Source organism: Domibacillus epiphyticus (assembly GCF_001975785.1).
Taxonomy (GTDB): Bacteria; Bacillota; Bacilli; order Bacillales; family Domibacillaceae; genus Domibacillus; species Domibacillus epiphyticus.
This window is the reverse complement of the sequence record NZ_MSFI01000030.1, coordinates 1-26296: the sequence shown is the minus strand read 5'-3', so window position 1 is coordinate 26296 and position 26296 is coordinate 1. Positions and strand designations below refer to the sequence as shown.

The window sequence follows — 26296 nt, the reverse complement described above, 5'->3', positions numbered from 1 at the left end:
CCTCTTTATTATTTTTCTCATTTAAGAATTAACTTGAATAGTTCGTTACAAAAAGTTTACTTTGTCAAATCATGTTCCAAACAAATTTTATTGAGCAATGATTGACAGCCATCCATGACGAGGTCATATGTTTCTTGGAAATCCCCTGTGTAATAAGGATCTGGGACGTTTTTTTTATGGTCGGTTAAGTCGAGCAGCCGGAGAATTTTTGGATGATTTGGCTGGCCTGTAATGCCATAAATATTGCTGATGTTGCTTTCATCCATGCCAACGATGTAATCGAATTTCTCAAAATCTTCTTTTGCTATTTGGCGTCCGGCAAGACCTTCTGATGAAACATTGTATTTTTTTAAAATGGCGAGTGTGCCTTTATGCGGCGGTGAACCGATATGCCAAGAACTTGTAGCTGCGGAATCGGCAGTGATTTTATCGCTTAAATTTTCTTTTTCGACTAAGTCGCGAAATAATGCTTCCGCCATCGGTGAACGGCAAATGTTGCCGAGGCAGACAAATAATACATTAACCAAAATAGTCAGCTCCTTTTTTGGTCATTATAGCACGAACTGCTGGCTGCTCAGCTTCTGAACTCTGTAAAAAAACTGCACAGCTTAAAAGCTGTGCAGTCATTTATTTACCCGTTTCCTCTTTTAGCGTTTGCTGGAATTGTTCAAATTGGTCTGCTGCTTGTTTCGATGGAGCTTTTGTAAGCAGACTGACGACAATGATTGCCAGTAAACTCGCCGCAAATCCTGGTATCATTTCATAAACTTTTTCTGCAAAGGTTGAGTTTGCCCACAAAATAACGGTGACCGCACCGGCTGCCATTCCGGCAAGTGCGCCCCATGAAGTCATGCGTTTCCAGTAAAGGCTTAAAAGGATAACCGGACCAAATGCCGACCCGAATCCCGCCCAGGCATAACCGACGAGGTCCAAAATCGTTGCATTCTTTTCCCACGATAAAACGAGGGCTGCGACGGACACGAGTAAAACAGACAGCCGTCCTAGGAAAACAAGTTCTTTATCAGAGGCGGAGCGGCGGAAAAACGTTTTATATAAATCCTCTGTCAATGAACTCGAAGTAACGAGTAATTGTGAAGAAATTGTACTCATAATGGCAGCTAAAATGGCAGAGATAAGGAAGCCGGTAATGATCGGATGAAATAAGATTTCGCCAAGTTCGATAAAAATTGTCTCCGGATCAGCTAATGTAAGGTTGTTGTTCGTAAAATAAACGAGCCCGACAAAGCCGGTAACCATAGCGCCAACGCTTGAGAAAATCATCCAGTTCATGCCGATACGGCGTGCTTTTTTGATTTCTTTTACGGAGCTGATGGCCATAAAGCGGACAATGATGTGCGGCTGTCCGAAATAACCGAGTCCCCAGGCAAATAAAGAAACAATGCCGATGAGACTGGTCCCTGTAAAGACGTCCAGCAACGCCGGATCGATGGAACGGACGGTATCAATCGATGTGCCAATGCCTCCAACATGAATCAACGTAACGACGGGCACAAGAATAAGAGCTGTCACCATAATTAATCCTTGTACAAAGTCGGTCCAGCTTACGGCTAAAAACCCGCCGAATAATGTGTAGGCAACAACGACACCGGTGATAATCCAAAGGCCAGTATGGTAATCGGTACCAAATGTACTTTGGAAAAGGACACCGCCGGATACCATGCCGGAAGAAATATAAAACGTAAAAAAGATTAATATAACAAGCCCTGATACAAGTCGCAATATTTTGGACTTGTCTTGAAACCGATTTTCAAGATAGCCGGGAATGGTGATGGCATCGCCAGCCACTTCCGTAAAGGTTCTTAAACGGGGCGCAAGATACAGCCAGTTTGCCCAAGCGCCAAGTGTTAAGCCAATTACGATCCATGAAGAACTGAGTCCTGTTGCAAACATCGCACCAGGCAGTCCCATCAACAGCCATCCACTCATATCGGCAGCACCGGCGCTCAATGCGGTAACAGCTGGTCCAAGCGTCCGTCCACCGAGCATGTAGTCGGATAGGTTTGATGTCTTTTTATACGCATAATATCCGATCAGCAGCATACCGATCATATAGACGGTTACAGATATGATTAAAGAAAAATCTACCAAAAATAAATCCCTCATTTCAAAAGAAATAAAGAAAGAAACGGCAGTCCGCACTTTCTGATCTTTTATTTTAGCATAATATTCGCTTGAATTCACAATCATGTATAGACAAATAAGTTTTAAGTGATTTATAGACGGGTATGGTTAAAATTGGACTTAAAAAACTGAATTTTATAAAAATAAAAGAGAGGGGCCATTATTTTGTCACAACAAGTGCGGGTGAAAATTAACGGTGAAGATGCATTTTTACAGGAGAATGAATCGGTTCTAAACGCCTTAACAAACCGTTCTCTAGATGTTCCTAGCGTATGTTATCATCCGAGTCTTGGCGCCGTAGAAACATGTGATACATGCATCGTACAAGTAAATGGAGAGTTTGTCAGGTCATGCTCAACGGTTGTCCAAGATGGTGATGTAATTGATTCTGTTTCTCCTGAAGTAAAACAAGCCCAGCTTATTGGAATGGACCGTATTCTATATAACCACGAATTGTATTGTACCGTTTGTGATTATAACAACGGCACATGTGAAGTGCACAATACCGTAAAGGAAATGAAAATTAATCATCAAAGTGTTCCTTTTGAACCAAAACCGCATGAAATTGACGATTCCAATCCGTTTTACCGGTATGACCCGGACCAATGTATTTTATGTGGACGTTGTGTAGAAGCCTGCCAGGACGTGCAGGTGACGGAAACACTTTCAATAGATTGGAGTTTAGAACGGCCTCGTGTTATTTGGGACAACAATTCCAAGATTAATGAATCGTCTTGTGTATCATGCGGACATTGCTCAACGGTTTGCCCTTGTAATGCTATGATGGAAAAAGGCATGGAAGGGGAAGCTGGTTTCCTGACGGGGATTGCAAAACCAACTCTTCGTCCGATGATTGAGTTGACCAAAAATGTGGAAACGGGCTACGGTTCCATTTTGACGATTTCCGATATGGAATCGGCAATGAGAGAAGACAGAATCAAAAAAACAAAAACCGTCTGTACGTATTGCGGGGTTGGCTGCAGTTTTGATGTATGGACAAAAGACCGTGAAATATTAAAGGTGGAGCCGCAAATAGATGCGCCGGCAAATGGCATTTCAACGTGTGTGAAAGGGAAATTTGGCTGGGATTATGTGAACAGTGAGGAGCGGCTAACAAAACCGCTTATTCGGGAAGGCGATTCATTCCGTGAAGCAGAATGGGAAGAAGCATTTAACCTCATTACTAGTAAATTTTTAGGAATCAAGAAAACACATGGTCCGGATTCAATGGCATTTATTAGTTCGTCAAAATGTACAAATGAAGAATCCTATCTTATGCAAAAGCTAGCCCGGGGCGTGATCGGGACAAACAATGTCGACAATTGCTCGCGCTATTGCCAGACGCCGGCGACGGTGGGACTCTTCCGAACGGTCGGCTACGGTGGAGACTCCGGTTCGATTACAGATATCGAGCAGTCAGAACTTGTGTTGGTCGTCGGCTCAAATACATCGGAATCCCATCCTGTCCTCGCCACCAGAGTGAAACGGTCTCATAAGTTGAAAGGCCAAAAGTTGATTGTAGCAGATTTGCGCAAACATGAAATGGCTGACCGTGCCGATATCTTTATCCAGCCTAAGTCTGGTACTGATATCGTCTGGCTGTCCGCGATTACCAAGTACATTGTAGATCAAGGCTGGGAAGATAAAACGTTTTTAAAGAACCGCGTTAATGGATTACAAGAATATATTAATAGTCTTGCGACGTACACGTTGGAGTACGCTGCGGACGTTACCGGTATTCCAAAAGAAGTGTTGATACAAATGGCTGAAAGCATTCACAAAGCCGAAACGGTTTGCGTATTGTGGGCGATGGGCGTAACACAGCATGTGGGCGGCAGTGATACTAGCACAGCAATCTCAAATCTTCTTCTTATTACAGGAAACTACGGGAAACCAGGGGCGGGAAGTTATCCATTACGCGGCCACAATAACGTGCAGGGAGCAAGTGATTTTGGAAGCATGCCGGACCGTTTTCCAGGCTATGAAAAAATAACGGATGATCAAGTGCGGGCGAAATATGAAAAAAGCTGGGGCGTGAAAATTCCCGCGGAACCAGGATTAAACAATCATGATATGGTGTCCGGCATACACGAGGGAAAAGTGAAAGCCATGTACTTAAAAGGAGAGGACATGGGATTGGTGGATTCAAATATAAACTATGTCCATGAAGCATTTGAGAAACTGGATTTCTTTGTGGTACAAGATATCTTTTTTTCTAAAACGGCGCAATTTGCGGACGTTGTATTACCGGCAAGCCCAAGTCTTGAAAAAGAAGGTACGTTTACAAATACAGAGCGCCGAATTCAGCGCCTTTATCAAGCGTTGGAGCCACTAGGAGAATCCAAGCCGGATTGGCAGATTATTATGGAGATTGCAAACCGGCTCGGTGCGGATTGGGATTATGCACATCCTGGCGACATTATGGATGAAGCAGCTAGTTTGTCCCCGCTATACGCAGGCGTATCGTATGAAAGATTGGAAGGGTACAAAAGCTTGCAATGGCCGGTTGCAAAAGATGGAGTGGATTCACCGCTGCTCTTTCTCGATGAGTTCCCGTTTCCAGACGGAAAAGCAAGACTTTACCCTGTTGAATGGACAGAGCCTCTCCAATTTGATAAAGAATACGATCTCCATGTGAATAACGGCCGATTGCTAGAACATTTCCACGAGGGCAACATGACATATAAATCGGAAGGAATTACGTCCAAAACGCCAAGCGTCTTTCTTGAGGTGTCACCGGAGCTTGCCGCTGAAAGAGGACTTGAGAACGGGACGCTCGTGCGGCTAACGTCACCTTATGGCAGTGTGAAAGTAGAATGCCATATTACTGACCGGGTTAGGGGAAAAGAAGTTTATCTGCCGATGAACGACCCGGACGAAGGAGCGATCAACTATTTAACGAGCAGTCACGCCGATAAAGATACGGACACACCCGCTTATAAAGAAATAAGCGCGAAAATGGAAATCTTGAAAGTAAAAGGAGAAGACCCTCTTCCGCGCAACAATTTCCGATTCGGAAATCCGCAGCCGCAAATCGGCGTTCAAGTGGAGAAAAAGTGGGCAAGGCCAGACTACATCTTCCCTGGTGATATAGTGAAAAAGGGGGTGGGACAGCATGGCTAAAGCAATTACATCCATCCACCGTATTGAATTAAGTGAAGAAGAAAAACGGAAGCGGGATCTGCTTGAAATTGAACAGCTGATTGCGGACAACAAAGATGTCATAAAAGAATTGCTATATGTTTTGACTAAGATGAATAATCGGGGAGTGCTGGAGGGCGTTGGCAGTCTTTTCGGTCAAGGCGACCGCGTGCTTGATATATTAGTGAAGGCCGCAGATAAGCCTGAGACGGCCAATACGATTAAAAACCTTCTGCTTATGATTGGCACGCTCGGTACATTAAATGTACAGCAGATCGAACCGCTTATCCTAAAAGTAAATAACGGCATCGCCCGTGTGGCAAAAGCTGAACAAAAAGCAGGAAGGGCAAGTTATCTATCGATTTTCCGTTCGCTTGGCGACCCTGAGATTTTGCAGGCCGTCCTCTTTTTACTAACGTTTTTAAAAGGGATAGGAGAAAACAAGAAAGAACTGGAACGAACCACACAGCCGCCAGAAGAGCAGGTGATGCCAGTCGAACAAAAAGAAGGAATTCTTATGCAGTCTGGTGACGCTGGCCGAAATGAGAAAGGCGAGACTGGTATTCGTAGAGGCTGGCTATTGGCGGCAGCTGGCTTTTCTCTGCTCGGGTTAACTTTGTCAAAGAAATAAAAAAAGAATGGGGCAAGGACTGCGAATAAAAAACATGTTCTTGCCCTGAAAATGAAAAGGGGTCATTCTATGCAGAAAGTAAAAAACCGCTGGCTTATTGCAGCAGCTGCAGTTGGAATCCATCTTTCCATTGGTTCTGTTTATTCATGGAGTGTTTTCACGAAACCTTTACAAGAAGAACATGGGTGGGGGTTGGCTGAAATTTCATGGACCTTCAGCATCGCCATTTTCTTTCTCGGTTTATCAGCTGCATTTATGGGGCATTTTGTGGAGAAGTATGGACCTAAAAAGTCCGGCATGATTGCCTCCGTTTTTTTTGGAATAGGCTTGATCGGAGCTGGTTTTGCAAATAGTATCGATTCTCTTTATCTTCTTTATTTTTGCTATGGGGCACTTGGCGGTATAGGGCTTGGAATTGGTTATATTACCCCAGTATCATCTCTCGTTAAATGGTTTCCGGATCGAAGAGGTCTTGCCACGGGACTCGCGATTATGGGGTTTGGATTTGCCTCGATGATTGCAAGTCCGATTATCGCTAATCTCATTAACAGCGTAGGCATCTCCACGACATTTTATTTATTAGGAACCGTTTATTTTTTCGTCATGATCGCTTCATCTATGTATCTCTCACCCCCTCCTGAAGGATGGATGCCTGAAGGGATGAATGGGAATCAAGCAGGCAAAGAAAAGAAAACAGGCGACTTATCACAGCTTACTGCCAATGAAGCGGTGAAAACCGTTCGTTTTTGGGCGTTATGGTTTATGCTGTTTATCAATGTAACCTGCGGAATTGCTGTTATTTCCGTTGCTTCTCCGATGGCCCAGGATATTGCCGGATTATCAGCGGCTGCTGCGGCGACAATGGTTGGAATAATGGGCGTATTTAATGGATTTGGCCGTATTGGATGGGCATCCACTTCAGACTACATCGGCCGCCCAAATGTATATACTGCTTTTTTTACTATTCAAATCGTGGCCTTCGTTTTGCTGCCAAACACGTCTAACTCGATTTTATTCCAACTATTAATTTTTATCATTTTATCTTGTTATGGCGGCGGCTTTGCTTCTATTCCCGCTTATATTGGGGATATGTTTGGAACGAAACAGCTCGGCGCCATACATGGCTATATTTTGACGGCATGGGCTGCTGCCGGTCTTGTCGGTCCTGTTGTTGTATCGAATATTCGCGAGGCGACAAATAGCTATTCGCTTACACTGTACATTTTTGTCGGCGCATTTATTGCAGCGCTCGCTATATCACTATTAATTCGGATTAATATTAAAAAAATCCGTGCACAAACGAATGGGAATACTTCCACAACCGCTTTTAATAAATGAGATTCGACATATTCCTAAATGAATTTTTAAAACCGCTTTCATTTTGCGGTTTTTTTATGCTGACAACTAAATTCCACACGGGAAACCTATATTAGCCCATCATTAAATGGCAGAGAAACATTCGTTTGTTTTTCATGCTACAATAGAAGAAAAAAATAGAGGAGTGTTAGAATGCTGCAACAGGCACGCGAGCATCTGCAGTCATACTTCGGATTTGATTCCTTCCGAAGCGGGCAGGAGCAGGCGATTAGTCAGGTGCTTGAAGGCCGGAATACGATTTGTGTCATGCCAACAGGCGGCGGAAAATCGATTTGCTATCAAATTCCTGCTCTTGTCCTGCCGGGAACAACGGTTGTAATATCACCGCTTATTTCATTAATGAAAGATCAAGTGGATACTCTTCTTGAAGCTGGCATTCCGGCGGCCTATATAAATAGTTCATTAACAAACAACGAATATCGCGAAACAATGGAAGCTGCTAGGAATGGAGAGTACAAGCTTCTTTATATTGCGCCGGAAAGACTTGATTCCTCCTCATTTATCGAGCAGTTAAAACAACTTGCCATTCCTCTTATTGCTGTTGATGAAGCACATTGCATTTCTCAGTGGGGGCACGATTTTCGCCCAAGCTACAGAAACATTCACAGTATGGCGGAGATGCTGCCGGAGAAGCCGATTGTACTCGCGTTAACAGCAACAGCAACGCCTAATGTGCGGGAAGATATTTGCCGTCTTCTTTTAATCGAAGAAGAAAACACGGTTATCACGGGGTTTGAGAGAAAAAATTTATCTTTTTCGGTTGTTCAAGGACAGGACCGGAACAATTTCTTAAAAGATTTTTTAAAGAAAAATGAAAAAGAAGCCGGAATTATATACGCGGCGACGCGGAAAGCGGTCGATATGCTTTACGAACGGCTTCATAAAAGCGGGATTGAAGTGGCCCGTTATCATGCTGGGATGAGCGATAAGGAGCGAAACGCGGAACAGGATCGATTTTTGACAGATGAAGCGGCCGTTATGGTTGCAACAAACGCGTTTGGAATGGGGATCGATAAATCCAACATCCGCTACGTCATCCATTATCAGTTGCCGAAAAATATGGAAAGCTATTATCAAGAAGCGGGACGCGCCGGACGCGACGGGCTTGACAGCGAATGTATCGTTCTGTATTCATCACAGGATGTGCAGACGCAGCGATTTTTAATTGATCAGGCACTTGAGCGGGAGCGAATTCCACAAGAGCTTGATAAACTTCAGCTCATGGTCGACTACTGTCATACAGAGAAATGTTTACAGCAATTTATCGTTTCGTATTTCGGTGAACAGTCTCCTGAATCATGCGGACGGTGTGGCAACTGTACGGATTCCCGTGAAAGTGTCGATGCGACGAAAGAGGCGCAAATGGTCTTATCGTGCGTAATCCGGATGGGACAGCGGTTTGGCAAAGCACTGACTGCACAGGTATTAACTGGATCGAAAAATAAAAAAATACAGGAATTTGGTTTTGATCAGCTTTCTACATATGGGATTTTAAAGCATCGAAGTGTAAAAGACGTAACGAACTTTATTGAATTCCTTATCTCGCAAGAACTGATTGGCGTCGAGCAAAAGCAATATCCAACTATCTTCGTCACAGAAAAAGGGAAAAATGTGCTGGTTGGAAAGGAAACTGTACAGAGAAAAGCAGCAGTTAAAACAAAGAAAATCGCGATGGATGATCCATTATTTGAAGAACTGCGTATGTTGCGAAAAGAACTGGCAGAAGCCGCAGGGGTTCCGCCATTCGTTATTTTTTCGGATAAAACATTGCAGGATATGTGTGCGAAACTTCCGCATTCAGAAGACGAATTTCTCGCGGTCAGCGGTGTCGGACAGAGCAAACTTGAAAAATATGGCGGTTTATTTTTGGAAGCCATACACACATTTTGTGCCGACCATCCGGAGCGGGAAAAAGATCTGAACACATCAGATGCACCTGTTTCAAAGAAAAAAACAGTCAAAGGATCTCATCTTGAAACGTTCGAACAGCACAAAAGCGGATTGACAGCCGCTGACATCGCTCTAAAGAGAAATTTGACGGTGAGCACGGTCGAAAACCATTTCATTCAATGCATGACCGAAGGACTTGCTGTTGATTTCGATTTGATTATCCCGGCAAAATTCGTGGAACCACTCCAAAAAGCCGTGGAGGAAGCGGGAACGGAGCAGCTGAAGCCCATTAAAGAACTTGTGCCAGAAGAGGTGACATATGGGATGATTAAAGTATTTTTAGAGATGAGGAAAATGGAGCAGAACCGCCCAAGTTCAATCTCATAAGGAGGATGCTGTATGCGGTTTGAAGTTCGGGAATTTCCGGAATTTTCGTGGTCATTTTCCCGTCATAAAACGCTGCTGACGTGTGCGAGAAAATATGGATATGAATATTATGCAAGTCACAATGGCTGGCTTTACGAGGCAGAAGAAGCGGTAAAACATGCCTACCGTCTAAAAAAGCTGACGAATGTACCAATGGCATTCGGGCAAATTGTTCATGAGCTGGCGGAAAAGGCGGTGCGGATGTTCCTCACGCACGGGCATCTCATGACAGAAGAGGAATTGATTCAAGAAGGACGTGCGATGCTGAACCAGGCATATTTGGATTCACGTGATCGAAAGCAGCTTTGGATGCAAAAACCGGCTCGTTATAAAATGCTGTATGACTTGTATTATGAAGGAGAATTGAATCGAGTAGAAGCCGAAGATTATCGTGGCCGTCTTCATGTTGTGTTTGCAAATTTTCTCCGGAGCCGCTCGTTTCAGGATATTACAACACGTCCGCAAACAATGCAATTTCAGCAAGCGGAGGAATTCCGATTTATGCAGGTGGACGGAGTCAAAATTTTCGTCGTCATGGACTTGCTGTATCGTGATCTTGATGCGGGTAAATGGGTGATTGTAGACTGGAAAACGGGAAAAGAAGCGGATGATGATCGGAGCCAGCTTGCCCTATATGCCTACTATATTATGCAGAAATACAAAGCGAGGGTAGATGAGATCGAAATCCGCAATGAATATGTGCTTTCAGGGGTGAACCGGACATATCAGTTAACACAAGCAGATATTGAATTTATGCTTGCGAAAATGAAACAAAGCATTCATCTGATGCGCCGTTACCAGCTTGATATGATTTCAAACGAACCGGTTGATATAGACGACTTTCCCCGGACTGAAAATCAGCAGCGATGCGATACATGCAACCATAAAGAAATATGTTTAGCGCAATGACTAAAGGAGGTGAATAAGTCTTACTGTAAAGAGTGAGTCTGATTCATTGCCTTTTTATCAGTTTAGTATTAAACTGAAGATATTGAAAGGGTGTGAGCCGGATGAATGGGCCTGACACATTTAGGCAAAAGCGGGAGCGGATGCTCAGTATTCTGGCATGGTTCCGCCTATCCCGGTTTTATCATCAAAGCATCAGGCGATCGAATCAGCATTTGAAGAAGTGGAATATGACAGTGGCTCAGTTTGATGTCCTTGTGCAGGTTGGTTCAAATGTCCGCATTTCCCAGCAGGATCTGGCCGATCAGCTGCTCGTGACGAAAGGGAATATGACGCAGCTGCTTAGCAAGATGGAGCAGCTCGGCTGGATTCAGCGCGAGCGGGAGTGGAAGATCAAATATATTACGCTTACAGATGCGGGACGGGAGCTTCTCGATGAAGTGCTGCCGGTGCAGGAACAGTTCCAGGCAGATCAATTTGGTAAATTGACGATAGAAGAGAAAAAGCAGTTAACAGCACTGTTGAAAAAAATTCAATCTTGAGGAGTGGTTTGAATGGAATTTAAAGGTGTTCATCACGTATCGGCCATCACAGCGAACGCCGCAGAAAATGTCCGTTTTTATACAGAGGTTTTAGGGATGAGGCTGATTAAGAAAACAGTCAATCAAGATGATACATCAGTATATCATTTGTTTTACGGAGATGAGAAAGGAAATCCAGGGACAGAATTGACGTTTTTTGAAATTCCAATGGCGGCCCCGAACCGGAACGGAAATAACAGTATTTCCGGTTTGTCATTGCGCGTACCAAATGATGCTGCACTTGATTATTGGAAAAAGCGTTTTGATGAGTTTGATGTTGCTTATCAGGAGGTTATGGACCAAGGCGGACGCAATGTATTGCCATTTCAAGATTTTGAAGGGCAGCGTTTTTTTCTTATATCAGATGAAAAAAACAATGGCGTAAAAGGCGGGACACCATGGGAGAAGAGCCCGGTGCCGGCTGAAGTGGGGATTATCGGTCTCGGTCCCGTTCATTTGACGGTGCCGTCGGCAAATCCAACTGCTGTTATTTTGACCCAGCTCATGGGCTTCCGGGAAGTAAATCGCTATCCTTCACTTGTGGATGGTCAGCGTGATGTGATCGTTTTTGAAACAGGAGAGGGTGGAACAGGGGCAGAAGTGCACGTGGAAGAACGCGATGATTTGGCACCCGAGCGTCAGGGACGCGGCGGCGTGCATCATGTAGCATTCCGTGTGGAAGATGAGGAAGAGCTTCGCAAATGGATTGCCCGTCTTCGTGAAGTCCGTATTGGCAACTCGGGTTTTGTCGATCGTTTTTACTTCAAGTCTCTCTATTTCCGTGAAGCAAATGGGATTTTGTTTGAAGTTGCAACAGATGGGCCTGGATTCGATACAGACGAAGAATTAGAGTACCTTGGTGAATCACTTGCATTGCCTCCATTTCTTGAACCGAGGCGCGCAGAAATTGAAGCGCGGCTAAAACCGCTGCCAACGAAAAAATAAGTAATCATTGGCAGTAAGAAGGTCATCAAAATTATAAGTTAAGAAAAAGAAGAATAATCCTCTCTTCAAATACGAAGAGGGGATTTGTTTGTTGTTTACAAAGAAAATATTTTACCAATGCTTGGAACAATTATTTCCGATTTTTTTCTGTCCTGTTGTCGTAAATAAAGCGTGAAATATGATTATTTTTCATTTTTTTGTAAAGAAATGAATCCTCTTGACGATATAAGCAGTAGAAAATGTGCTCGTAGAAGGAGGCAAAAATGATGGTTGAACGGGTTAGAGAAAGTGTTTCGCAGGCAGTGTTAAATGTGGGTCAGAAGAACGGCATACAAAAAGCAGATGTACTCATGCATGAAAATGTGGAGGAACTAAAAGAAAAGGTTGTACCTCTAAAGGAAGAGGATCTTGCAAAGTTTGCGGAACAGGTCAACACGTTTTTGCAGCCGACGCGGACGCATGTTCAATTTGAGTATCACGAAGATTTAAAAGAATATTACGTAGTTGTTGTAAATGATGATTCCAAGGAAGTTGTGCGGGAAATTCCGCCGAAAAAAATGTTGGATATGTATGCAGCAATGACTGAATTTATTGGATTACTTGTCGATAAAAAGGCATAAGGGGGAAGATATATGGTACGTATAGGTGGACTTGCAAGCGGAATGGATATTGATACCCTCGTTAAAGACTTGATGAAGGCAGAGAGAATGCCTCTTGATAAATTAAAGCAAAAGAAACAAATTCTTGAATGGCAGCGTGATGACTACCGGTCAATGAACATCCTTTTGCAAGATTTCCGGAATGAATTGTCAACAACAGGGATGGGTCATACACAAAAATACCGGGCCCGAACTACCACTTCTTCCGACGAAACAAAAGTAACTGCAACAGCTACGAGTGCCGCAGCCCAAGCGTCGTATTCGATTACAGAAGTAACGAGTCTTGCTTCAGCAGCTAATCGGGTAACAACTGAAATATCAGGCGCAACAAAAATCAATCCAGCGGAGGCGCTTGCCATTCAATCAAATAATTTGTCTACTGCCCTGGCTTGGCAAATAGGTGCGGTGGGCAGTAAAACTTTGGTTGGAAATGGAACAGCTTCTTTAAGTTTAGGACTTGTATCAAATGCCGATGCAGACCTTACAGAGAAGGTCTTAATAGACACTGCTCAATTGGATAAAATGTCGGTTAAAGTAAATGGAGTAGCGTATAAAGTTGTAGGCGTGGCGCCTGTTGCTGGATCGAATGAAGTCCAAATTAAGGATGATGGATCGCTGGATTTTGGCGGTGCAATCGCTTCAGGTGCCACTGTTAAAGTGGATTATTTGACAGATAGAGAAGTGCAAACGGGCACTCTTGCACAAGGGGCTATGGCATTCCAGTTGGAGAAAAAACATATCGATCTTCCTAAAGATGCAAATGGCGCAGTGCTTGTACCTGTTGCAACGAGTGACTTCAAACTAAACGTCGGTGGGACAAACTATACTATTGAATCAGTGAATGCAACTACAAACGTTGCAACTTTATCTGGTAGTCTTGGTGAACTAAATTTAACAACGGGTGAAATCAAGTTTGCAAGTGCTCAGGCTGCTGGAGCTATTATTGTGGCGTATAAGCAAAAATTTGCTGATCTTTCAATAAAATCGGAAACGTCAAAAGGTACAGTGCAAGAGAAATTCTTAATACAATCATCTGAATCACTAAGCCAGGTAATTAATAGAGTAAATGCTTCTAATGCCGGTGTCGTAATGATGTATGATTCTGTAAAAGATAAAATTTCGTTAACACGGAAAGAGACGGGGAATTACAGTGCCGCTGGAGCGAATGAAATGACTATCTCAGGTAATTTAGGAACGGCACTGAAGTTAGACACATCTGTTGAAACAGATGGAACAAACGCTACCTTTGTAATTAATGGACTTTCAACTGAAAGAACGACTAACACATTCGTTATGGACAACGTAACAATTACGTTGAAAAAGACATTTGCTGCTGCTGATGGTGCGGCTACTGTCTCTGTTAACAACGATGGCAATGCAGTATTTGACAATATTAAGGCATTTGTTGAAAAATATAATACTCTGATCGGTGCCATAAGCAAAAAAACATCAGAAGAAAAATATCGCTCGTACACCCCATTGACAGACGAGCAGCGTGAGCAATTGAATGATAAACAGCAGGAACAGTGGGAAGAGAAAGCGAGAAGCGGCTTGCTTCGCCGCGATTCCATTTTGTCGGGCGCTTTAACAATCATGCGTACCAATTTCTCACAGCCTGTTTCAAACAGCCAAATAGATCCAATGTATAAACAGCTTGCGTCAATCGGTATTACAACAACAAAGAACTACCGTGAAGGCGGAAAGCTCGAGATTAATGAGGCAAAATTAAAAGAGGCGATTAATAATAACCCGGGTGCGGTTGAAGCCTTGTTTATTGGCGGTGCAGGTTCCACAGCAACGATTGGTGAGCAAGGAATTATTCACCGTTTGGACGACTCAGTAAAAGCTGCGATGGATAAGCTGAGAGACCGTGCTGGGAACGCAACTACAACGAATCAACAATTTTTATTGGGCCGTCAGCTTTTAAACGTTGATAGCAGTATTGATCGCTTTGATGATCGGTTGATTCAAGTTGAAGATCGTTACTGGCGACAATTCACAGCAATGGAAAAAGCAATTCAAAATGCAAATTCTCAATCCATGTACCTTATGCAGCAGTTCAGTATGTAATTTTCACATAAAAAAGGAGTGTCATTCTTTGGCAATAAATAATCCACAACAGGTGTATGCGAACAACTCGGTCACAACAGCTTCCCCAGGTGAATTGACACTGATGCTTTATAACGGATGCATTAAGTTTATCCGCCATGCTGAAAGGGCAATGGCGGATAATAAAATTGAACAAAAAAATGTGAATATCCAGAAGGCGCAAGCGATTATGCGTGAGCTCAGTGTGACATTGAAAACAGATACTGACGTAGCGAAAAATATGCTTGCATTGTATGAGTATTTACACACACGTCTTATGGAAGCGAATGTAAAAAATGATCCAGCTATCTTAAATGAAGTGGAAGGATTTGTTACCGAATTTCGTGACACGTGGAAGCAAGTAATTCAGGAGAACCGCCGCATTCAGCAAGTTGGTGCCGGCGGTCGGGTATAATGACGCCGGTTCGTGACTGTCACATAGTGACAAAGAGGCTGCTCGATTTACTAGAAGCCGTAGAACAAGATCGTGACAGTCAAATTGAGCAGGCGGAGGAATTGCTCGATCAACGTGCTCTTCTACTTCCTGAAATTTCCCCTCCCTTTACAGAGGTAGAGCTAAAGCTTGGCCGTGAAATTAACTTAATGAATCAGGAAATTGAAGAGCGCCTTGCCCGTTTGTGCAATGCAGTGAAAGATGATTTGAAAGAAGTCGGTGCCAAAAAGCAGTCGATGAATAAATATTCCAATCCGTATGAAGCGCTGCAAACGGATGGCGTTTTTTATGATAAGCGCAATTAAAAAATCCGGTGCAATAAGCCCGGATTTTTCTTTTATTTAAAGATCGAAAGCACACCCCTTGCCATTTCATTCGTGTCACCAATTAACATGTGGTCGGCATGCTGACGTATCCCGGCAATAGTCAATGAAATCATTTCTTTGCCGACATGTGTATCACCGATGAGAGATAGACCTTTTGTTAAATTTTCTTCAAGTACACTTGATCTATCCAGCTCATGCTCAATAGATTCGTAGTAAGACCCAATTTTCGTCAACTGATGCGTAACTTTCGTGACGGCATCCTGAATTTTTGGGAATAGCGATCTTGCCGCGGATGCGGGATATACACTTGCGGCGGATAGACCGAGGGTGTCAACGTCTACTTTATCAAGATCGATTGATATTGTTGTTCCAGAAGCACTGCCTGCGAGATGAAGGGTTTTATCATTTCCAAATAAATTGATGGTGTTAAACTCAAGATTTCGTGCTGTATCATCAATCGTATCCAAAATTTCGTCAAGTTCCATTTGAGCCTTTTTGCGGTCTTCATCGGTTAACGTATCATTTGCACTCATAACCGCCAGCTCATAACCGCGGTGCAATTGTTTTGTAACGTGGTTTAACCCTTCGTCTGCTACACTTAACAGGGACAGGCCGTCCTGCATGTTACGCTGGCCTTGTTCTAATCCACGCACCTGGGCACGAATCGTTTCGGTAATGGCTACATTTGCTGGATTCATGCTTGCTTTGCTAATTTGAGAGCCGGTTGATATTTTCTCCAGGGATTTTTTTGCCTGGAGGTTATTTTTTTCGTACCGCGTCATGGAGTATGTAAAGTTTTGAAGTCTCATTTCTTTCATTCACCCTCAATCTATATAGTCTATACTACCTATATCGGATGAATTAGAAAATTGTGAATATGTTACCAAAAATAAAAAAGGAGGTTAGTATGTTGGATAGAAAACGGGCACAAGACGTGTATGTCCAAAACTCGATCGCCACGGCTTCACCAATCGAAATGGCTATGATTTTGCTGCAGGGGGCTCTTGCAAGTATCAAAAAAGCGCGAATGGCAATGGAGGAAAATGAGCGTTTAAAACAAAATTTTCACCTGAAGCGGGCGCAGCAATGTGTGTTGGAGATTGTTCCTTTTTTAAATGAAGAAATTAAGGAAGGACAGGCAGCATCGCTTGTTTATCAAAATGTAAATTCTATGCTGGTGAAGGCGAATATAAACCGTGATGCAGCAATGTTAATAGAGGCTGAAGAAATATTGATATCCTTATTGGAAGCATGGAAGGCCAGTAAGTGAAAATTATTTGAAAATTCGACAAATTATTTTGGAGATTAAGAAGGATTATGAAGGGTATGTAAAGAATAGTATGAGTATAGCAATTAGTTGAAGGAGGAGTTCTGCATGATGAACTATAACATTCGTGGTGAAAATATTGAAGTGACTCAGGCAATTCGTGAGCACGTCGAAAAGAAAATCAGCAAATTGGAACGTTATTTCACCGAAACTCCTAATGCGAATGTCCATGTCAACTTGAAAGTATACAATGATAAAAATGCAAAAGTTGAAGTGACCATTCCGATGAAAAACCTTGTTCTCCGCGCTGAAGAGCGAAATCAAGATTTATATGCAGCCGTTGATTTAATTACAGATAAACTAGAGCGCCAAATTCGTAAACATAAAACAAAAGTAAACCGTAAATTTCGTGAAAAAGGCGAGCCGCAAGATTATTTCGCCGTACAGGCAGACAATTCTCTTCCATTAGACGATGATCAAGATGATCTTCAAGTTGTTCGTACAAAGCAATTTGATTTAAAGCCGATGGATTCAGAAGAAGCAATTTTGCAAATGAACTTGCTTGGGCACAACTTTTTCATTTATACCGATGCTGAATCTGATGGAACAAACATCGTATACAAGCGAAGCGATGGAAAATATGGTTTGATTGAGACTAGCTAATATCATGACAAGAAGCCCTTAAACTCGGGGCTTCTTTTTTGTGCGTGCAATTCGTGATATGATAGAGAACGTGATTTTGCACGAGGAGGAAACCAAGTAATGTCAATAGGACGAAATGATCCGTGCCTGTGCGGCAGCGGAAAAAAATACAAAAAGTGCTGCGGAAAAGCAGAAGGAGCTGCAATTGTGCCTGTTCTCATAGAAGAGTGCAGCAATGTGCAGCGTGAAGTCATTGATTATGCAATGGAAAACCATTCAGCGATGCTGAAAAAACAATTCCAGCCGCTTCTTCAAAAATACGAGACGCTTCGTAAAAATGAACAGGTTTTTCTCGTAACGTTTGAAATCTGGGCAATCTTAACTCGTACGATAAAGGGAAATGAAACGATCCTAACAGAATTTGTAAAGCGCCGTGTGCCGTCCATCTCGCGCAAACGGACTGCGGAAATTGTGGTGTCGTGGACAGACTACCGGTTCATGGCGGGTGTCATTGAGTCATGTGAAGGGAACAAGTATCTTGTCCGTGACATATTGACCGGCGACACGTATTCCATTCGGGCCATAAGAAGCGTGACACTTGATGGTGCATTTGTGACCGGTGCTCTTTTGCCGCATGAGTCTGACTTTACCTTTTTTATGACCGACTTTCATTTTGAAGCGGCGTATGTTGGAGCGATGACAAAAGCCATTCAGGGATTATATAAATCATCTCCATTTAATGATGCACAAACGTTCCTTGCAGATATGTTCCCGTTGGTTATGGATAAACTGTTTACGGTATATGAAGAACGGCAGAACATGATGGATCTGACGACATTAACATGGTCGAAAGATGCTCAACTTGAGACTGCGGAACATATTGTTGCATCCTTTAAAAAGGAAAATATTGATGAACAGACGATTCAGATGGCTGTCCTTCTCTGGAATTACTATTGCAGCAAAGAAGATCCATCTATCCGAAAACAGGAAGTCTTTACAGCGGCACTTCTTTCTTTATTGCAGTCATACGATATTCTGGATGGGAAAGAATCAAAAACTGCTATTGCCGCACGGTATTCGATATCAGCGGCGACACTTTCAAAACGGGTAAAAGAAATGGAAGCCGTGTTGCAAGATAAGCTGAAACCGGCTGTAGAGGCTGGATGAAAATAGACATATGAGTGTACGCGTCCTTTTAGAAGTGGTACTATTAAATAGGAAAAATGTAAAGGTTTTACCCTGTTGAACCTGAAAAGGAGCGTAATAAATGGGTTTATTAAATAAAGTATTTGATGCAAATAAAAAAGAAGTAAAAAAACTTGAAAAAATGGCGGGGAAAATAGAATCGCTCGCTGATGAGACAGCTGCATTATCAGATGCGGAGCTAAAATCAAAAACGTCTGAATTTAAAGAGCGTTATCAAAACGGAGAGACGCTTGATGATTTGCTGACGGAAGCATTTGCAGTTGTGCGGGAATCTGCTAAGCGTGTGCTTGGACTTTACCCGTATCAGGTACAGCTTATGGGGGGGATTGCCCTTCATGAAGGAAACATTTCTGAAATGAAAACGGGTGAAGGAAAAACACTGACAGCAACAATGCCTGTCTATTTAAATGCGCTTTCCGGTAAAGGCGTTCATGTTATTACCGTTAATGAATATCTCGCGTCACGTGATGCGGAAGAAATGGGCCGGCTTTATGAATTTCTCGGTTTGTCGGTAGGATTGAACTTAAACAGTTTGTCAAAGGAACAGAAAAAAGAAGCATATGCAGCTGATATTACGTACGGGACGAACAATGAGTTTGGTTTCGATTACTTGCGTGACAATATGGTGCTGTATAGAGAGCACAAAGTACAGCGGCCGCTTCATTTTGCGGTCATTGATGAAGTGGACTCCATTCTTATCGATGAAGCGCGTACACCGCTTATTATCTCGGGTCAGGCTGCGAAGTCTACACAGCTGTATATTCATGCATTTTCGTTCGTGCGTACGTTGAAAGAAGAAGAAGATTTTACGGTGGATGTGAAGACGAAAAGCGTACTTCTGACAGATGAAGGGATGACGAAAGCGGAAAAAGCTTTCGGCATTGAAAACTTGTTTGATTTAAAGCATGTCGGGCTAAATCATCATATTACGCAGGCACTAAAAGCCCGTGTGACAATGCACCGTGACGTGGATTATGTTGTACAGGACGGCGAAGTGGTAATAGTTGACCAGTTTACCGGACGTTTAATGAAAGGGCGACGCTATTCTGACGGTCTTCATCAAGCGATCGAAGCGAAGGAAGGCGTCAACATTCAAAACGAAAGCATGACAATGGCAACTATTACGTTCCAAAACTATTTCCGTATGTATGAAAAGCTTTCCGGTATGACCGGTACAGCCAAAACGGAGGAAGAAGAATTCCGGAATATTTATAACATGCGTGTTGTGGCAATACCAACGAACCGCCCAATCTCCCGGGATGACCGTCCTGATTTAATTTATGCCTCCATGAACGGGAAATTTATGGCCGTTGTGGAAGACATTTATGAGCGTTATCAATTAGGGCAGCCTGCGCTTGTTGGTACAGTTGCAATTGAGACATCTGAGCTGATTTCGTCTCATTTAAAGAAAAAAGGTGTTCCCCATAACGTGTTGAATGCGAAAAACCATGAAAGTGAAGCCGAGATTATTTTGAATGCCGGACAGCCAGGAGCAGTAACAATTGCGACAAACATGGCGGGACGAGGCACAGACATTAAGCTTGGTGAAGGCGTAAAAGAGCTTGGCGGTTTAGCGGTTATCGGGACAGAACGTCATGAATCACGCCGTATTGATAATCAGCTGCGCGGACGTTCAGGCCGTCAGGGAGATCCAGGTGTGACGCAATTTTATTTATCAATGGAAGACGAATTGATGCGCCGATTTGGTTCCGATAATATGAAATCCATGATGGAAAAACTCGGTATGGATGATTCTCAGCCCATTCAAAGCAAAATGGTTTCACGTGCGGTAGAATCTGCCCAAAAACGTGTGGAAGGCAACAACTTTGATGCCCGCAAACGACTTCTTGAGTATGACGATGTCCTTCGCCAGCAGCGTGAAATTATATATAAGCAGCGTGATGAAGTACTTGGGTCTGAAAACTTGCGTGATATTTTAGAAGAGATGGTGACGAAAGCAATCAGCGCAACCATTTCTGCACATACAAACGATGAAGATGCTGCTGAACCGTATGATGCTGCTGGTATTGCGGATTCAGTAAGTGCAAACTTTCTTGAGGAAGGTGCACTGACGGCAGAGGAATTGCGCGGAAAAGAACTTGATGGGATAAAAGGGATTATATGGGAAAAAGTTCAAGACCGTTATAATGCACGTGAAGAGCAGCTTGGCTCCGAGCAAATGCGTGAGTTTGAGAAAGTCGTCCTCCTTCGTGCGGTTGATTCAAAATGGATTAACCACATTGATGCGATGGATCAGCTTCGACAAGGGATACATTTGCGCGCATACGGACAGATTGATCCGCTCCGTGAATATCAAAATGAAGGTTTTGCGATGTTTGAGCAGATGATTGAAGCGATTAATGAAGAAGCGTCGAAATACGTTATGAAAGCGGAAATTAGAAGCAATCTGGAGCGTCAGGAAGTCGCCAAAGGGCAGGCGGTCAATCCGAGTGAAGAGAAAGAAACGAAAAAGAAAAAACCGCTCAGAAAAGCACCAGAGATCGGCCGAAACGAGCCATGCCCATGTGGAAGCGGAAAGAAATACAAAAACTGCCATGGGCTACAAGAATAGCGAAGCCGGCCGTTTTGATGCGACAAGCATAAGATGAATCGTAGGAATGGCGTTCTCTGGCCATGGAGACGATGCGTCTTATGACCTCGAGCATCAGGGAGGCGCAGCAGAACAATACGAATAGCGAAGCCGACCGGTTTGATGCGACAAGCATAAGATGAATCGTAGGAATGGCGTTCTCTGGCCATGGAGACGATGCGTCTTATGACCTCGAGCATCAGGGAGGCGCAGCAGAACAATACGAATAGCAGTGCGCTGAAGTTTGCCTGAAAACTAAAAACTACTAGAGGTGTACAAAATGGAATTATTTGAAATTCGAAATGAGCTAGACAATTCAGCCGGAAAACTGGCGGACTTTAGGGGGTCTCTTTGACTTAGAAAACAAAGAGGCGCGTATGGCAGAACTGGAAGAGCGTATGCTGGAACCAAATTTTTGGGACGACCAGCAAGGCGCACAAACTGTCATTAATGAATCCAATGCATTAAAAGAACTTGTCAATGAATATAAAGATCTAGTGGAAACGCACGAAAATCTAGAGATGACCCATGAGCTGTTAAAAGAAGAAAACGATGCAGACCTACAGGAAGAACTTTCGAATGAAACGAAAGAGTTTATCCAGCGTCTTGCCAATTATGAACTGCAGCTGCTTCTCAGTGAACAGCATGACAAAAACAATGCGATACTGGAGCTTCACCCGGGCGCGGGAGGCACAGAGTCCCAAGATTGGGCGTCCCTTCTTTTGCGCATGTATACACGCTGGGCAGAAAAACGCGGATTCAAAGTCGAAACACTCGACTACTTGCCTGGTGACGAGGCCGGGGTTAAAAGCGTCACGCTTCTAATTAAAGGCCACAATGCGTATGGCTATTTAAAAGCTGAAAAAGGGGTTCACCGCCTCGTACGTATTTCACCGTTCGATTCATCGGGCCGCCGCCACACGTCGTTCGTCTCATGTGAAGTGATGCCGGAATTCAACGATGAAATTGAAATTGATATTCGCACAGAAGACTTGAAAGTTGATACGTACCGTGCGAGCGGCGCCGGCGGTCAGCACATCAATACGACTGACTCCGCTGTCCGGATTACGCACATTCCGACAGGTGTCGTCGTAACGTGCCAGACAGAACGTTCCCAAATTAAAAACCGCGACCGCGCCATGAATATGTTGAAAGCAAAATTGTATCAACGTAAACTTGAGGAGCAGGAAGCTGAACTTGCAGAAATTCGAGGCGAGCAGAAAGAAATTGGCTGGGGAAGTCAGATCCGTTCTTATGTCTTCCATCCGTATTCAATGGTAAAAGACCATCGTACAAGTGAAGAAACAGGGAACATTCAAGCAGTAATGGACGGCGATCTGGACGCTTTCATTAACGCGTATCTTCGTTCACGGCTATAAATGAATAGGCGCTGTCCTTCAAGACAGCGCCTATTTTATTTGTTTTTTCTTTTGGGAAAAGGGAAAACAAAAGTGAAATCGTGCTGGATTTGTCATAGGAGAAATGTTTTGAATCGGGTAAAGTTGGTATACTAAATCTTGGCACATCAATCCAATTCCAAGAGGGGGTAGTACAAATGAAAATGAAAAAATCATTGCTTGCACTCTTGCTTGGCTCATCTGTCGCGCTAGCGGCGTGTGGCGGCGAAGAGGCGGCGGACGACGCAGAAAATACTGTAGAAGAAACAGGTGATGGGGAAACGACCGCTGCCGCTGGTGAGGAAGTATACCAGCAAAGCTGCCTGAGCTGTCATGGCGGGGACCTTGAAGGCGGATTTGGTCCGGCGCTTGACAAAGCCGGGGGAAAATTTAGCGAAGAAGAAATTTTAAGCATCATTGAAAATGGCAAAGGCCAAATGCCAGCGAAGGTCGTTGAAGGCGAAGAAGCGGAAGCTGTTGCAGCATGGCTTGCGGAGAAGAAGTAACGACCTGAAAAAAGAGCTGATTTGTTTCAGCTTTTTTTTTATGTGAATAACCGCAAAAAAGAATATATTACAGCATGAAATAAATCTGTAATACATTTTTTTCAATATGACAAAAAAAAGAATGATATAATGTTTTTTGGGGTCGAAGATAGGGTAATAATATCGGCCAAATAAAAAAACTAGGTGATTGAATGATAGAGATGCAAGGCGTGACAAAGAAGTACCCGAACGGCGTCACGGCGCTCTCAGGTATTGATGTCACGATCAAACAAGGCGAATTTGTATACATTGTCGGTCCGAGCGGTGCCGGAAAATCGACATTTATTAAATTAATTTATCGTGAAGAAAAGCCGACAGATGGACAAGTCGTTGTCGGCGGTATAAATACAGCAAACCTTAAACAACGATCTGTTCCAACGCTGCGGCGTCAAGTGGGGGTTGTCTTCCAGGACTTCAAACTGCTGCCGCTTTTAAATGTATACGAAAATGTGGCATTTGCACTTGAAGTGATTGAAGAAGAACCTAAAGTTATCCGCAAGCGGGTGATGGAAGTCCTCGATCTTGTCGGATTAAAACATAAAGCGAGGATGCTGCCGACGGAGCTATCCGGTGGAGAGCAGCAGCGTGTGGCGATTGCCCGCTCCATTGTAAACAATCCGAAAGTTGTCATTGCAGATGAACCAACAGGAAATCTTGATCCGGATACATCGTGGGATATTATGAGCTTATTTGAAACGATTAACGAACGCGGGACAACGATCGTAATGGCTACTCACAATAAAGAGATCGTGAACACAATCCGCCGCCGTGTTATTGCAATAGAAAACGGCCGGATTGCACGGGATGAACAGCGAGGTGATTATGGCTATGAAGCCTAGAACATTTCGCCGCCACTTTAGAGAAAGTTTCAAAAACATGCGCCGGAACGGATGGATGACATTCGCGGCCGTGTCCGCTGTGACTGTTACATTATTGTTAACGGGTGTCTTTTTGGTCATCATGTTGAATTTAAATAAGATCGGAACCGATATTGAAAATGATGTAGAAGTGCGCGTTCATGTGAAATTAACAGCGTCAGAATCAGACAGAGAACGATTAAAGAAGCAGATTGAATCGCTTCCAGAAATCGAAAGTATTTCGTTTTCGTCGAAAGAAGAAGAATTACAAAATCTCATTAAAGATATGGGCAGTGATTTTTCTTTATTTGAACAGAACAATCCCCTGTACGATGTTTTCATTGTAAAAACAGCACGTCCGCAAGATACGCCGGAAGTAGCAAGGAAAATCGAACAGATTGAGTATACGGAAAAGGCTGTTTATGGGGAAGAAAAAGTAGAAAACTTGTTTAACTTTATGAAGACAGCTCGTAATGTCGGGATCGTACTTGTAGCAGGGCTGTTGTTTACAGCGATGTTTCTAATCTCAAACACGATTAAAATAACAATTTTTGCCCGCCGAAAAGAGATTGAGATCATGAAACTTGTCGGGGCAACAAACGGATTTATCCGATGGCCATTCTTACTTGAAGGATTATGGATTGGTATGCTGGGATCAATCGTCCCAATTGCAGCCATTGCGGCAGGTTACTATTATACGGAACAGGCAATTGCAGCCCGTTTGTCATCTCATTTCATTGAATTTATCGGCTTCTTGCCGCTAGTGCTGCCTGTAACGGTTCTGCTTTTAGTTATTGCCGTATTTATTGGGATTTGGGGCAGTTTTATTTCAGTTAGACGTTTTATGAATGTATAAAATTACGGATACAGGGACGAGAGGGGAAAAGCAGTTGAAAAGACGTTCATACATGACGCTTGTGATTGCGGCGTCACTCGGAGTAAGCCTTACTGGGGAAACACTTGCAGCAAACTTGTCAAACCTCGAACAGCGTCAGCAAGAGATTCAAACAAAAAAATCAGGTTTAGAGAACGGCATTACAGAAAAAGAACAGCAAATTTCAGAGCTTCAGCAGCAGCAGGATCAGATTACGATCGAAATACGAAAATTAGATAAAGTGATTTCAGAAACGGAATCAAAAATCCGGTCAAAAGAGAAAAGTATTGCCGAAACGAAATCAGAGATTGAGAGACTACAATCAGAGATTGAAGAATTAAAAATACGTATTGCTGAGCGGACAGTTGTGCTTGAAGAACGAGCCCGCTCAATTCAGCAAAGCGGCGGCTCTGCCAGTTATATTGAAGTGCTTCTTGGTGCGGAAAGCTTTAGTGACTTTGTTAACCGTGCTACAGCTGTGACAACACTTGTGAATGCCGATAAAGAGATTTTAAATGAACAGGAACAAGATAAAAAACAGTTGGAAGAAAACCAACGGAAAATAAAAAAACAGCTTGCTAGTTTAGAGTCAATGCTAAAAGAGCTTGAAACAATGAATGTAAAGCTTGCTGAAAAGCGGTCAGCGAAAAACAAGGTCATGAAAGGTCTTGTCGCAGATGAACATGAAGCACATGAAAAGAAGCTGAGCCTGGAAGAAGAACAGTCTATACTTGATTCACAAGAGGCATCAATAAAAGCGGCGATTAAAGAAGAAGAAGCACGAATTGCCGAAGATAAACGCCGTGCGGCAGAAGCGAAAGCTGCCCGGGATATTCCTGCTTCTCACTCTGCTCCGACAGAGACAAATCGTTCAACAGCAACACCTGCCAATACAGGCGGCATGTTTATGCGTCCTGCACAAGGAACGTTTACGTCCGGGTACGGCATGCGTTCACGAGGTAATCATAAAGGCGTTGATATTGCCAATAGTGTAAGCGTGCCAATTGTTGCCGCGGCAGATGGCGTAGTCAGTCGTTCGTATTACTCGGATACGTACGGGAATGCAATCTTTATTTCTCATTCTATTAACGGCCAGGTATACACTACTGTTTACGCGCACTTGTCGGAACGTGTTGTTAATAGCGGCAGTGTTAAGAAAGGACAGACAATTGGATACATGGGCAACACCGGCCGTTCATCCGGACAGCATCTCCACTTTGAAATTCATAAAGGTCCTTGGACAATTGGAAAAGAAAACGCCGTTGATCCGGCGCAATATATTAACTTTTAAATAAAACCCCGGCATGCATTGAACTGCACCCCAATTGTTAGACACCATCTGACAATTGGAG

Annotated in this window: 22 protein-coding genes and 1 pseudogene; 20 read left to right on the top strand and 3 right to left on the bottom strand. The window is 43.3% G+C overall.

Going from position 1 to position 26296, the window contains the following annotated elements; all coding sequences use genetic code 11:
- Window positions 1-56: 56 nt before the first annotated feature.
- Both BTO28_RS15515 and putP read right to left on the bottom strand, forming a co-directional pair.
- Complete coding sequence (locus tag BTO28_RS15515) at window positions 57-527, bottom strand: low molecular weight protein-tyrosine-phosphatase (RefSeq protein WP_076767943.1); 471 nt, start codon at window positions 525-527, stop codon at window positions 57-59.
- Between the two features lie 100 nt (window positions 528-627).
- Window positions 628-2088, bottom strand: coding sequence for a sodium/proline symporter PutP (gene putP / locus BTO28_RS15510; RefSeq protein ID WP_408606685.1), 1461 nt, complete (start codon window positions 2086-2088; stop codon window positions 628-630).
- A gap of 231 nt (window positions 2089-2319) precedes the next feature.
- Here putP and fdhF point away from each other — a divergent pair, with 231 nt between their 5' ends.
- From fdhF to BTO28_RS15455, 11 genes and pseudogenes are all read left to right on the top strand, one after another.
- Window positions 2320-5265, top strand: coding sequence for a formate dehydrogenase subunit alpha (gene fdhF, locus BTO28_RS15505; RefSeq protein WP_408606684.1), 2946 nt, complete (start codon window positions 2320-2322; stop codon window positions 5263-5265).
- Window positions 5258-5815: pseudogene (locus BTO28_RS15500) on the top strand (DUF1641 domain-containing protein); the annotation flags it as partial. The gene fdhF and the pseudogene BTO28_RS15500, both read left to right, overlap by 8 nt.
- A 168-nt stretch (window positions 5816-5983) precedes the next feature.
- On the top strand, window positions 5984-7252 hold the full coding sequence (locus tag BTO28_RS15495; RefSeq protein WP_076767937.1) for an L-lactate MFS transporter: 1269 nt from the start codon (window positions 5984-5986) through the stop codon (window positions 7250-7252).
- 171 nt (window positions 7253-7423) lie between these two features.
- Window positions 7424-9568, top strand: a complete 2145-nt coding sequence (gene recQ, locus BTO28_RS15490; RefSeq protein ID WP_076767935.1) for a DNA helicase RecQ — start codon at window positions 7424-7426, stop codon at window positions 9566-9568.
- 12 nt (window positions 9569-9580) lie between these two features.
- Window positions 9581-10516 (top strand): RecB family exonuclease, encoded by a 936-nt coding sequence (locus BTO28_RS15485; RefSeq protein ID WP_076767934.1) that lies wholly within the window; start codon window positions 9581-9583, stop codon window positions 10514-10516.
- A gap of 101 nt (window positions 10517-10617) precedes the next feature.
- A complete protein-coding gene (locus tag BTO28_RS15480; protein WP_076767932.1) occupies window positions 10618-11055 on the top strand; it encodes a MarR family winged helix-turn-helix transcriptional regulator in 438 nt (145 codons plus the stop codon).
- Window positions 11056-11067: 12 nt separating this feature from the next.
- Window positions 11068-12039 carry a ring-cleaving dioxygenase gene (locus BTO28_RS15475; RefSeq protein WP_076767930.1) on the top strand — a complete coding sequence of 324 codons (972 nt, stop codon included), beginning with the start codon at window positions 11068-11070 and terminating at the stop codon, window positions 12037-12039.
- Between the two features lie 263 nt (window positions 12040-12302).
- A complete protein-coding gene (gene flaG / locus BTO28_RS15470) occupies window positions 12303-12659 on the top strand; it encodes a flagellar protein FlaG (protein ID WP_076767928.1) in 357 nt (118 codons plus the stop codon).
- A 12-nt stretch (window positions 12660-12671) separates the two neighbouring features.
- Complete coding sequence (fliD, locus tag BTO28_RS15465) at window positions 12672-14768, top strand: flagellar filament capping protein FliD (protein ID WP_076767926.1); 2097 nt, start codon at window positions 12672-12674, stop codon at window positions 14766-14768.
- Between the two features lie 28 nt (window positions 14769-14796).
- Window positions 14797-15201 carry a flagellar export chaperone FliS gene (gene fliS, locus BTO28_RS15460; RefSeq protein ID WP_076767925.1) on the top strand — a complete coding sequence of 135 codons (405 nt, stop codon included), beginning with the start codon at window positions 14797-14799 and terminating at the stop codon, window positions 15199-15201.
- Entirely contained in the window at window positions 15201-15545 is a 345-nt protein-coding gene (locus tag BTO28_RS15455; RefSeq protein ID WP_076767923.1) for a cell division FtsA domain-containing protein, read from the top strand. The genes fliS (BTO28_RS15460) and BTO28_RS15455 overlap by 1 nt, the downstream gene beginning before the upstream one ends.
- Before the next feature lie 32 nt (window positions 15546-15577).
- On the opposite strand, the gene BTO28_RS15450 is transcribed toward BTO28_RS15455, so the two are convergent.
- Window positions 15578-16375, bottom strand: coding sequence for a flagellin (locus BTO28_RS15450; protein ID WP_076767921.1), 798 nt, complete (start codon window positions 16373-16375; stop codon window positions 15578-15580).
- A gap of 101 nt (window positions 16376-16476) precedes the next feature.
- Here BTO28_RS15450 and fliS (BTO28_RS15445) point away from each other — a divergent pair, with 101 nt between their 5' ends.
- The 9 genes from fliS (BTO28_RS15445) to BTO28_RS15405 all read left to right on the top strand — a co-directional run bounded on the left by fliS (BTO28_RS15445) (window position 16477) and on the right by BTO28_RS15405 (window position 26235).
- Window positions 16477-16836, top strand: coding sequence for a flagellar export chaperone FliS (gene fliS, locus BTO28_RS15445; RefSeq protein ID WP_158068835.1), 360 nt, complete (start codon window positions 16477-16479; stop codon window positions 16834-16836).
- 105 nt (window positions 16837-16941) lie between these two features.
- Window positions 16942-17496, top strand: coding sequence for a ribosome hibernation-promoting factor, HPF/YfiA family (gene hpf, locus BTO28_RS15440; RefSeq protein WP_076767917.1), 555 nt, complete (start codon window positions 16942-16944; stop codon window positions 17494-17496).
- Between the two features lie 99 nt (window positions 17497-17595).
- Window positions 17596-18642: an SEC-C metal-binding domain-containing protein gene (locus tag BTO28_RS15435; RefSeq protein ID WP_076767915.1), complete on the top strand. Its 1047-nt coding sequence runs from the start codon at window positions 17596-17598 to the stop codon at window positions 18640-18642.
- A 100-nt stretch (window positions 18643-18742) separates the two neighbouring features.
- On the top strand, window positions 18743-21253 hold the full coding sequence (secA, locus tag BTO28_RS15430) for a preprotein translocase subunit SecA (protein WP_076767913.1): 2511 nt from the start codon (window positions 18743-18745) through the stop codon (window positions 21251-21253).
- 298 nt (window positions 21254-21551) lie between these two features.
- Window positions 21552-22650 (top strand): peptide chain release factor 2 gene (gene prfB / locus BTO28_RS15425; RefSeq protein WP_144289497.1). Its coding sequence is split into 2 segments (ribosomal slippage): window positions 21552-21623 and window positions 21625-22650, totalling 1098 coding nucleotides; the frame shifts between segments, so codons are not numbered across the junction.
- Window positions 22651-22832: 182 nt separating this feature from the next.
- The gene (gene cccB / locus BTO28_RS15420; RefSeq protein ID WP_076768015.1) at window positions 22833-23174 is read left to right on the top strand and encodes a cytochrome c551; all 342 of its coding nucleotides are present in this window, start codon (window positions 22833-22835) and stop codon (window positions 23172-23174) included.
- A gap of 191 nt (window positions 23175-23365) precedes the next feature.
- Window positions 23366-24052 carry a cell division ATP-binding protein FtsE gene (gene ftsE / locus BTO28_RS15415; protein ID WP_076767908.1) on the top strand — a complete coding sequence of 229 codons (687 nt, stop codon included), beginning with the start codon at window positions 23366-23368 and terminating at the stop codon, window positions 24050-24052.
- On the top strand, window positions 24042-24926 hold the full coding sequence (gene ftsX / locus BTO28_RS15410) for a permease-like cell division protein FtsX (protein ID WP_076767906.1): 885 nt from the start codon (window positions 24042-24044) through the stop codon (window positions 24924-24926). The genes ftsE and ftsX overlap by 11 nt, the downstream gene beginning before the upstream one ends.
- A complete protein-coding gene (locus BTO28_RS15405; protein WP_233129898.1) occupies window positions 24919-26235 on the top strand; it encodes a murein hydrolase activator EnvC family protein in 1317 nt (438 codons plus the stop codon). The genes ftsX and BTO28_RS15405 overlap by 8 nt, the downstream gene beginning before the upstream one ends.
- The last annotated feature ends 61 nt before the right edge of the window (window positions 26236-26296 follow it).

What these genes read in the sequence shown, in the direction of transcription:
- flaG (WP_076767928.1), top strand. Translation starts at nt 12,303, where the DNA reads ATGATGGTTGAACGGGTTAGAGAAAGTGTTTCGCAGGCAGTGTTAAAT.
- hpf (WP_076767917.1), top strand. Translation starts at nt 16,942, where the DNA reads ATGATGAACTATAACATTCGTGGTGAAAATATTGAAGTGACTCAGGCA.
- secA (WP_076767913.1), top strand. Translation starts at nt 18,743, where the DNA reads ATGGGTTTATTAAATAAAGTATTTGATGCAAATAAAAAAGAAGTAAAA.
- BTO28_RS15485 (WP_076767934.1), top strand. Translation starts at nt 9,581, where the DNA reads ATGCGGTTTGAAGTTCGGGAATTTCCGGAATTTTCGTGGTCATTTTCC.
- BTO28_RS15475 (WP_076767930.1), top strand. Translation starts at nt 11,068, where the DNA reads ATGGAATTTAAAGGTGTTCATCACGTATCGGCCATCACAGCGAACGCC.
- ftsE (WP_076767908.1), top strand. Translation starts at nt 23,366, where the DNA reads ATGATAGAGATGCAAGGCGTGACAAAGAAGTACCCGAACGGCGTCACG.
- BTO28_RS15405 (WP_233129898.1), top strand. Translation starts at nt 24,919, where the DNA reads ATGTATAAAATTACGGATACAGGGACGAGAGGGGAAAAGCAGTTGAAA.
- BTO28_RS15495 (WP_076767937.1), top strand. Translation starts at nt 5,984, where the DNA reads ATGCAGAAAGTAAAAAACCGCTGGCTTATTGCAGCAGCTGCAGTTGGA.
- recQ (WP_076767935.1), top strand. Translation starts at nt 7,424, where the DNA reads ATGCTGCAACAGGCACGCGAGCATCTGCAGTCATACTTCGGATTTGAT.
- ftsX (WP_076767906.1), top strand. Translation starts at nt 24,042, where the DNA reads ATGAAGCCTAGAACATTTCGCCGCCACTTTAGAGAAAGTTTCAAAAAC.
- BTO28_RS15450 (WP_076767921.1), bottom strand. Translation starts at nt 16,375, where the DNA reads ATGAGACTTCAAAACTTTACATACTCCATGACGCGGTACGAAAAAAAT.
- cccB (WP_076768015.1), top strand. Translation starts at nt 22,833, where the DNA reads ATGAAAAAATCATTGCTTGCACTCTTGCTTGGCTCATCTGTCGCGCTA.
- BTO28_RS15455 (WP_076767923.1), top strand. Translation starts at nt 15,201, where the DNA reads ATGACGCCGGTTCGTGACTGTCACATAGTGACAAAGAGGCTGCTCGAT.
- BTO28_RS15480 (WP_076767932.1), top strand. Translation starts at nt 10,618, where the DNA reads ATGAATGGGCCTGACACATTTAGGCAAAAGCGGGAGCGGATGCTCAGT.
- BTO28_RS15435 (WP_076767915.1), top strand. Translation starts at nt 17,596, where the DNA reads ATGTCAATAGGACGAAATGATCCGTGCCTGTGCGGCAGCGGAAAAAAA.
- fliD (WP_076767926.1), top strand. Translation starts at nt 12,672, where the DNA reads ATGGTACGTATAGGTGGACTTGCAAGCGGAATGGATATTGATACCCTC.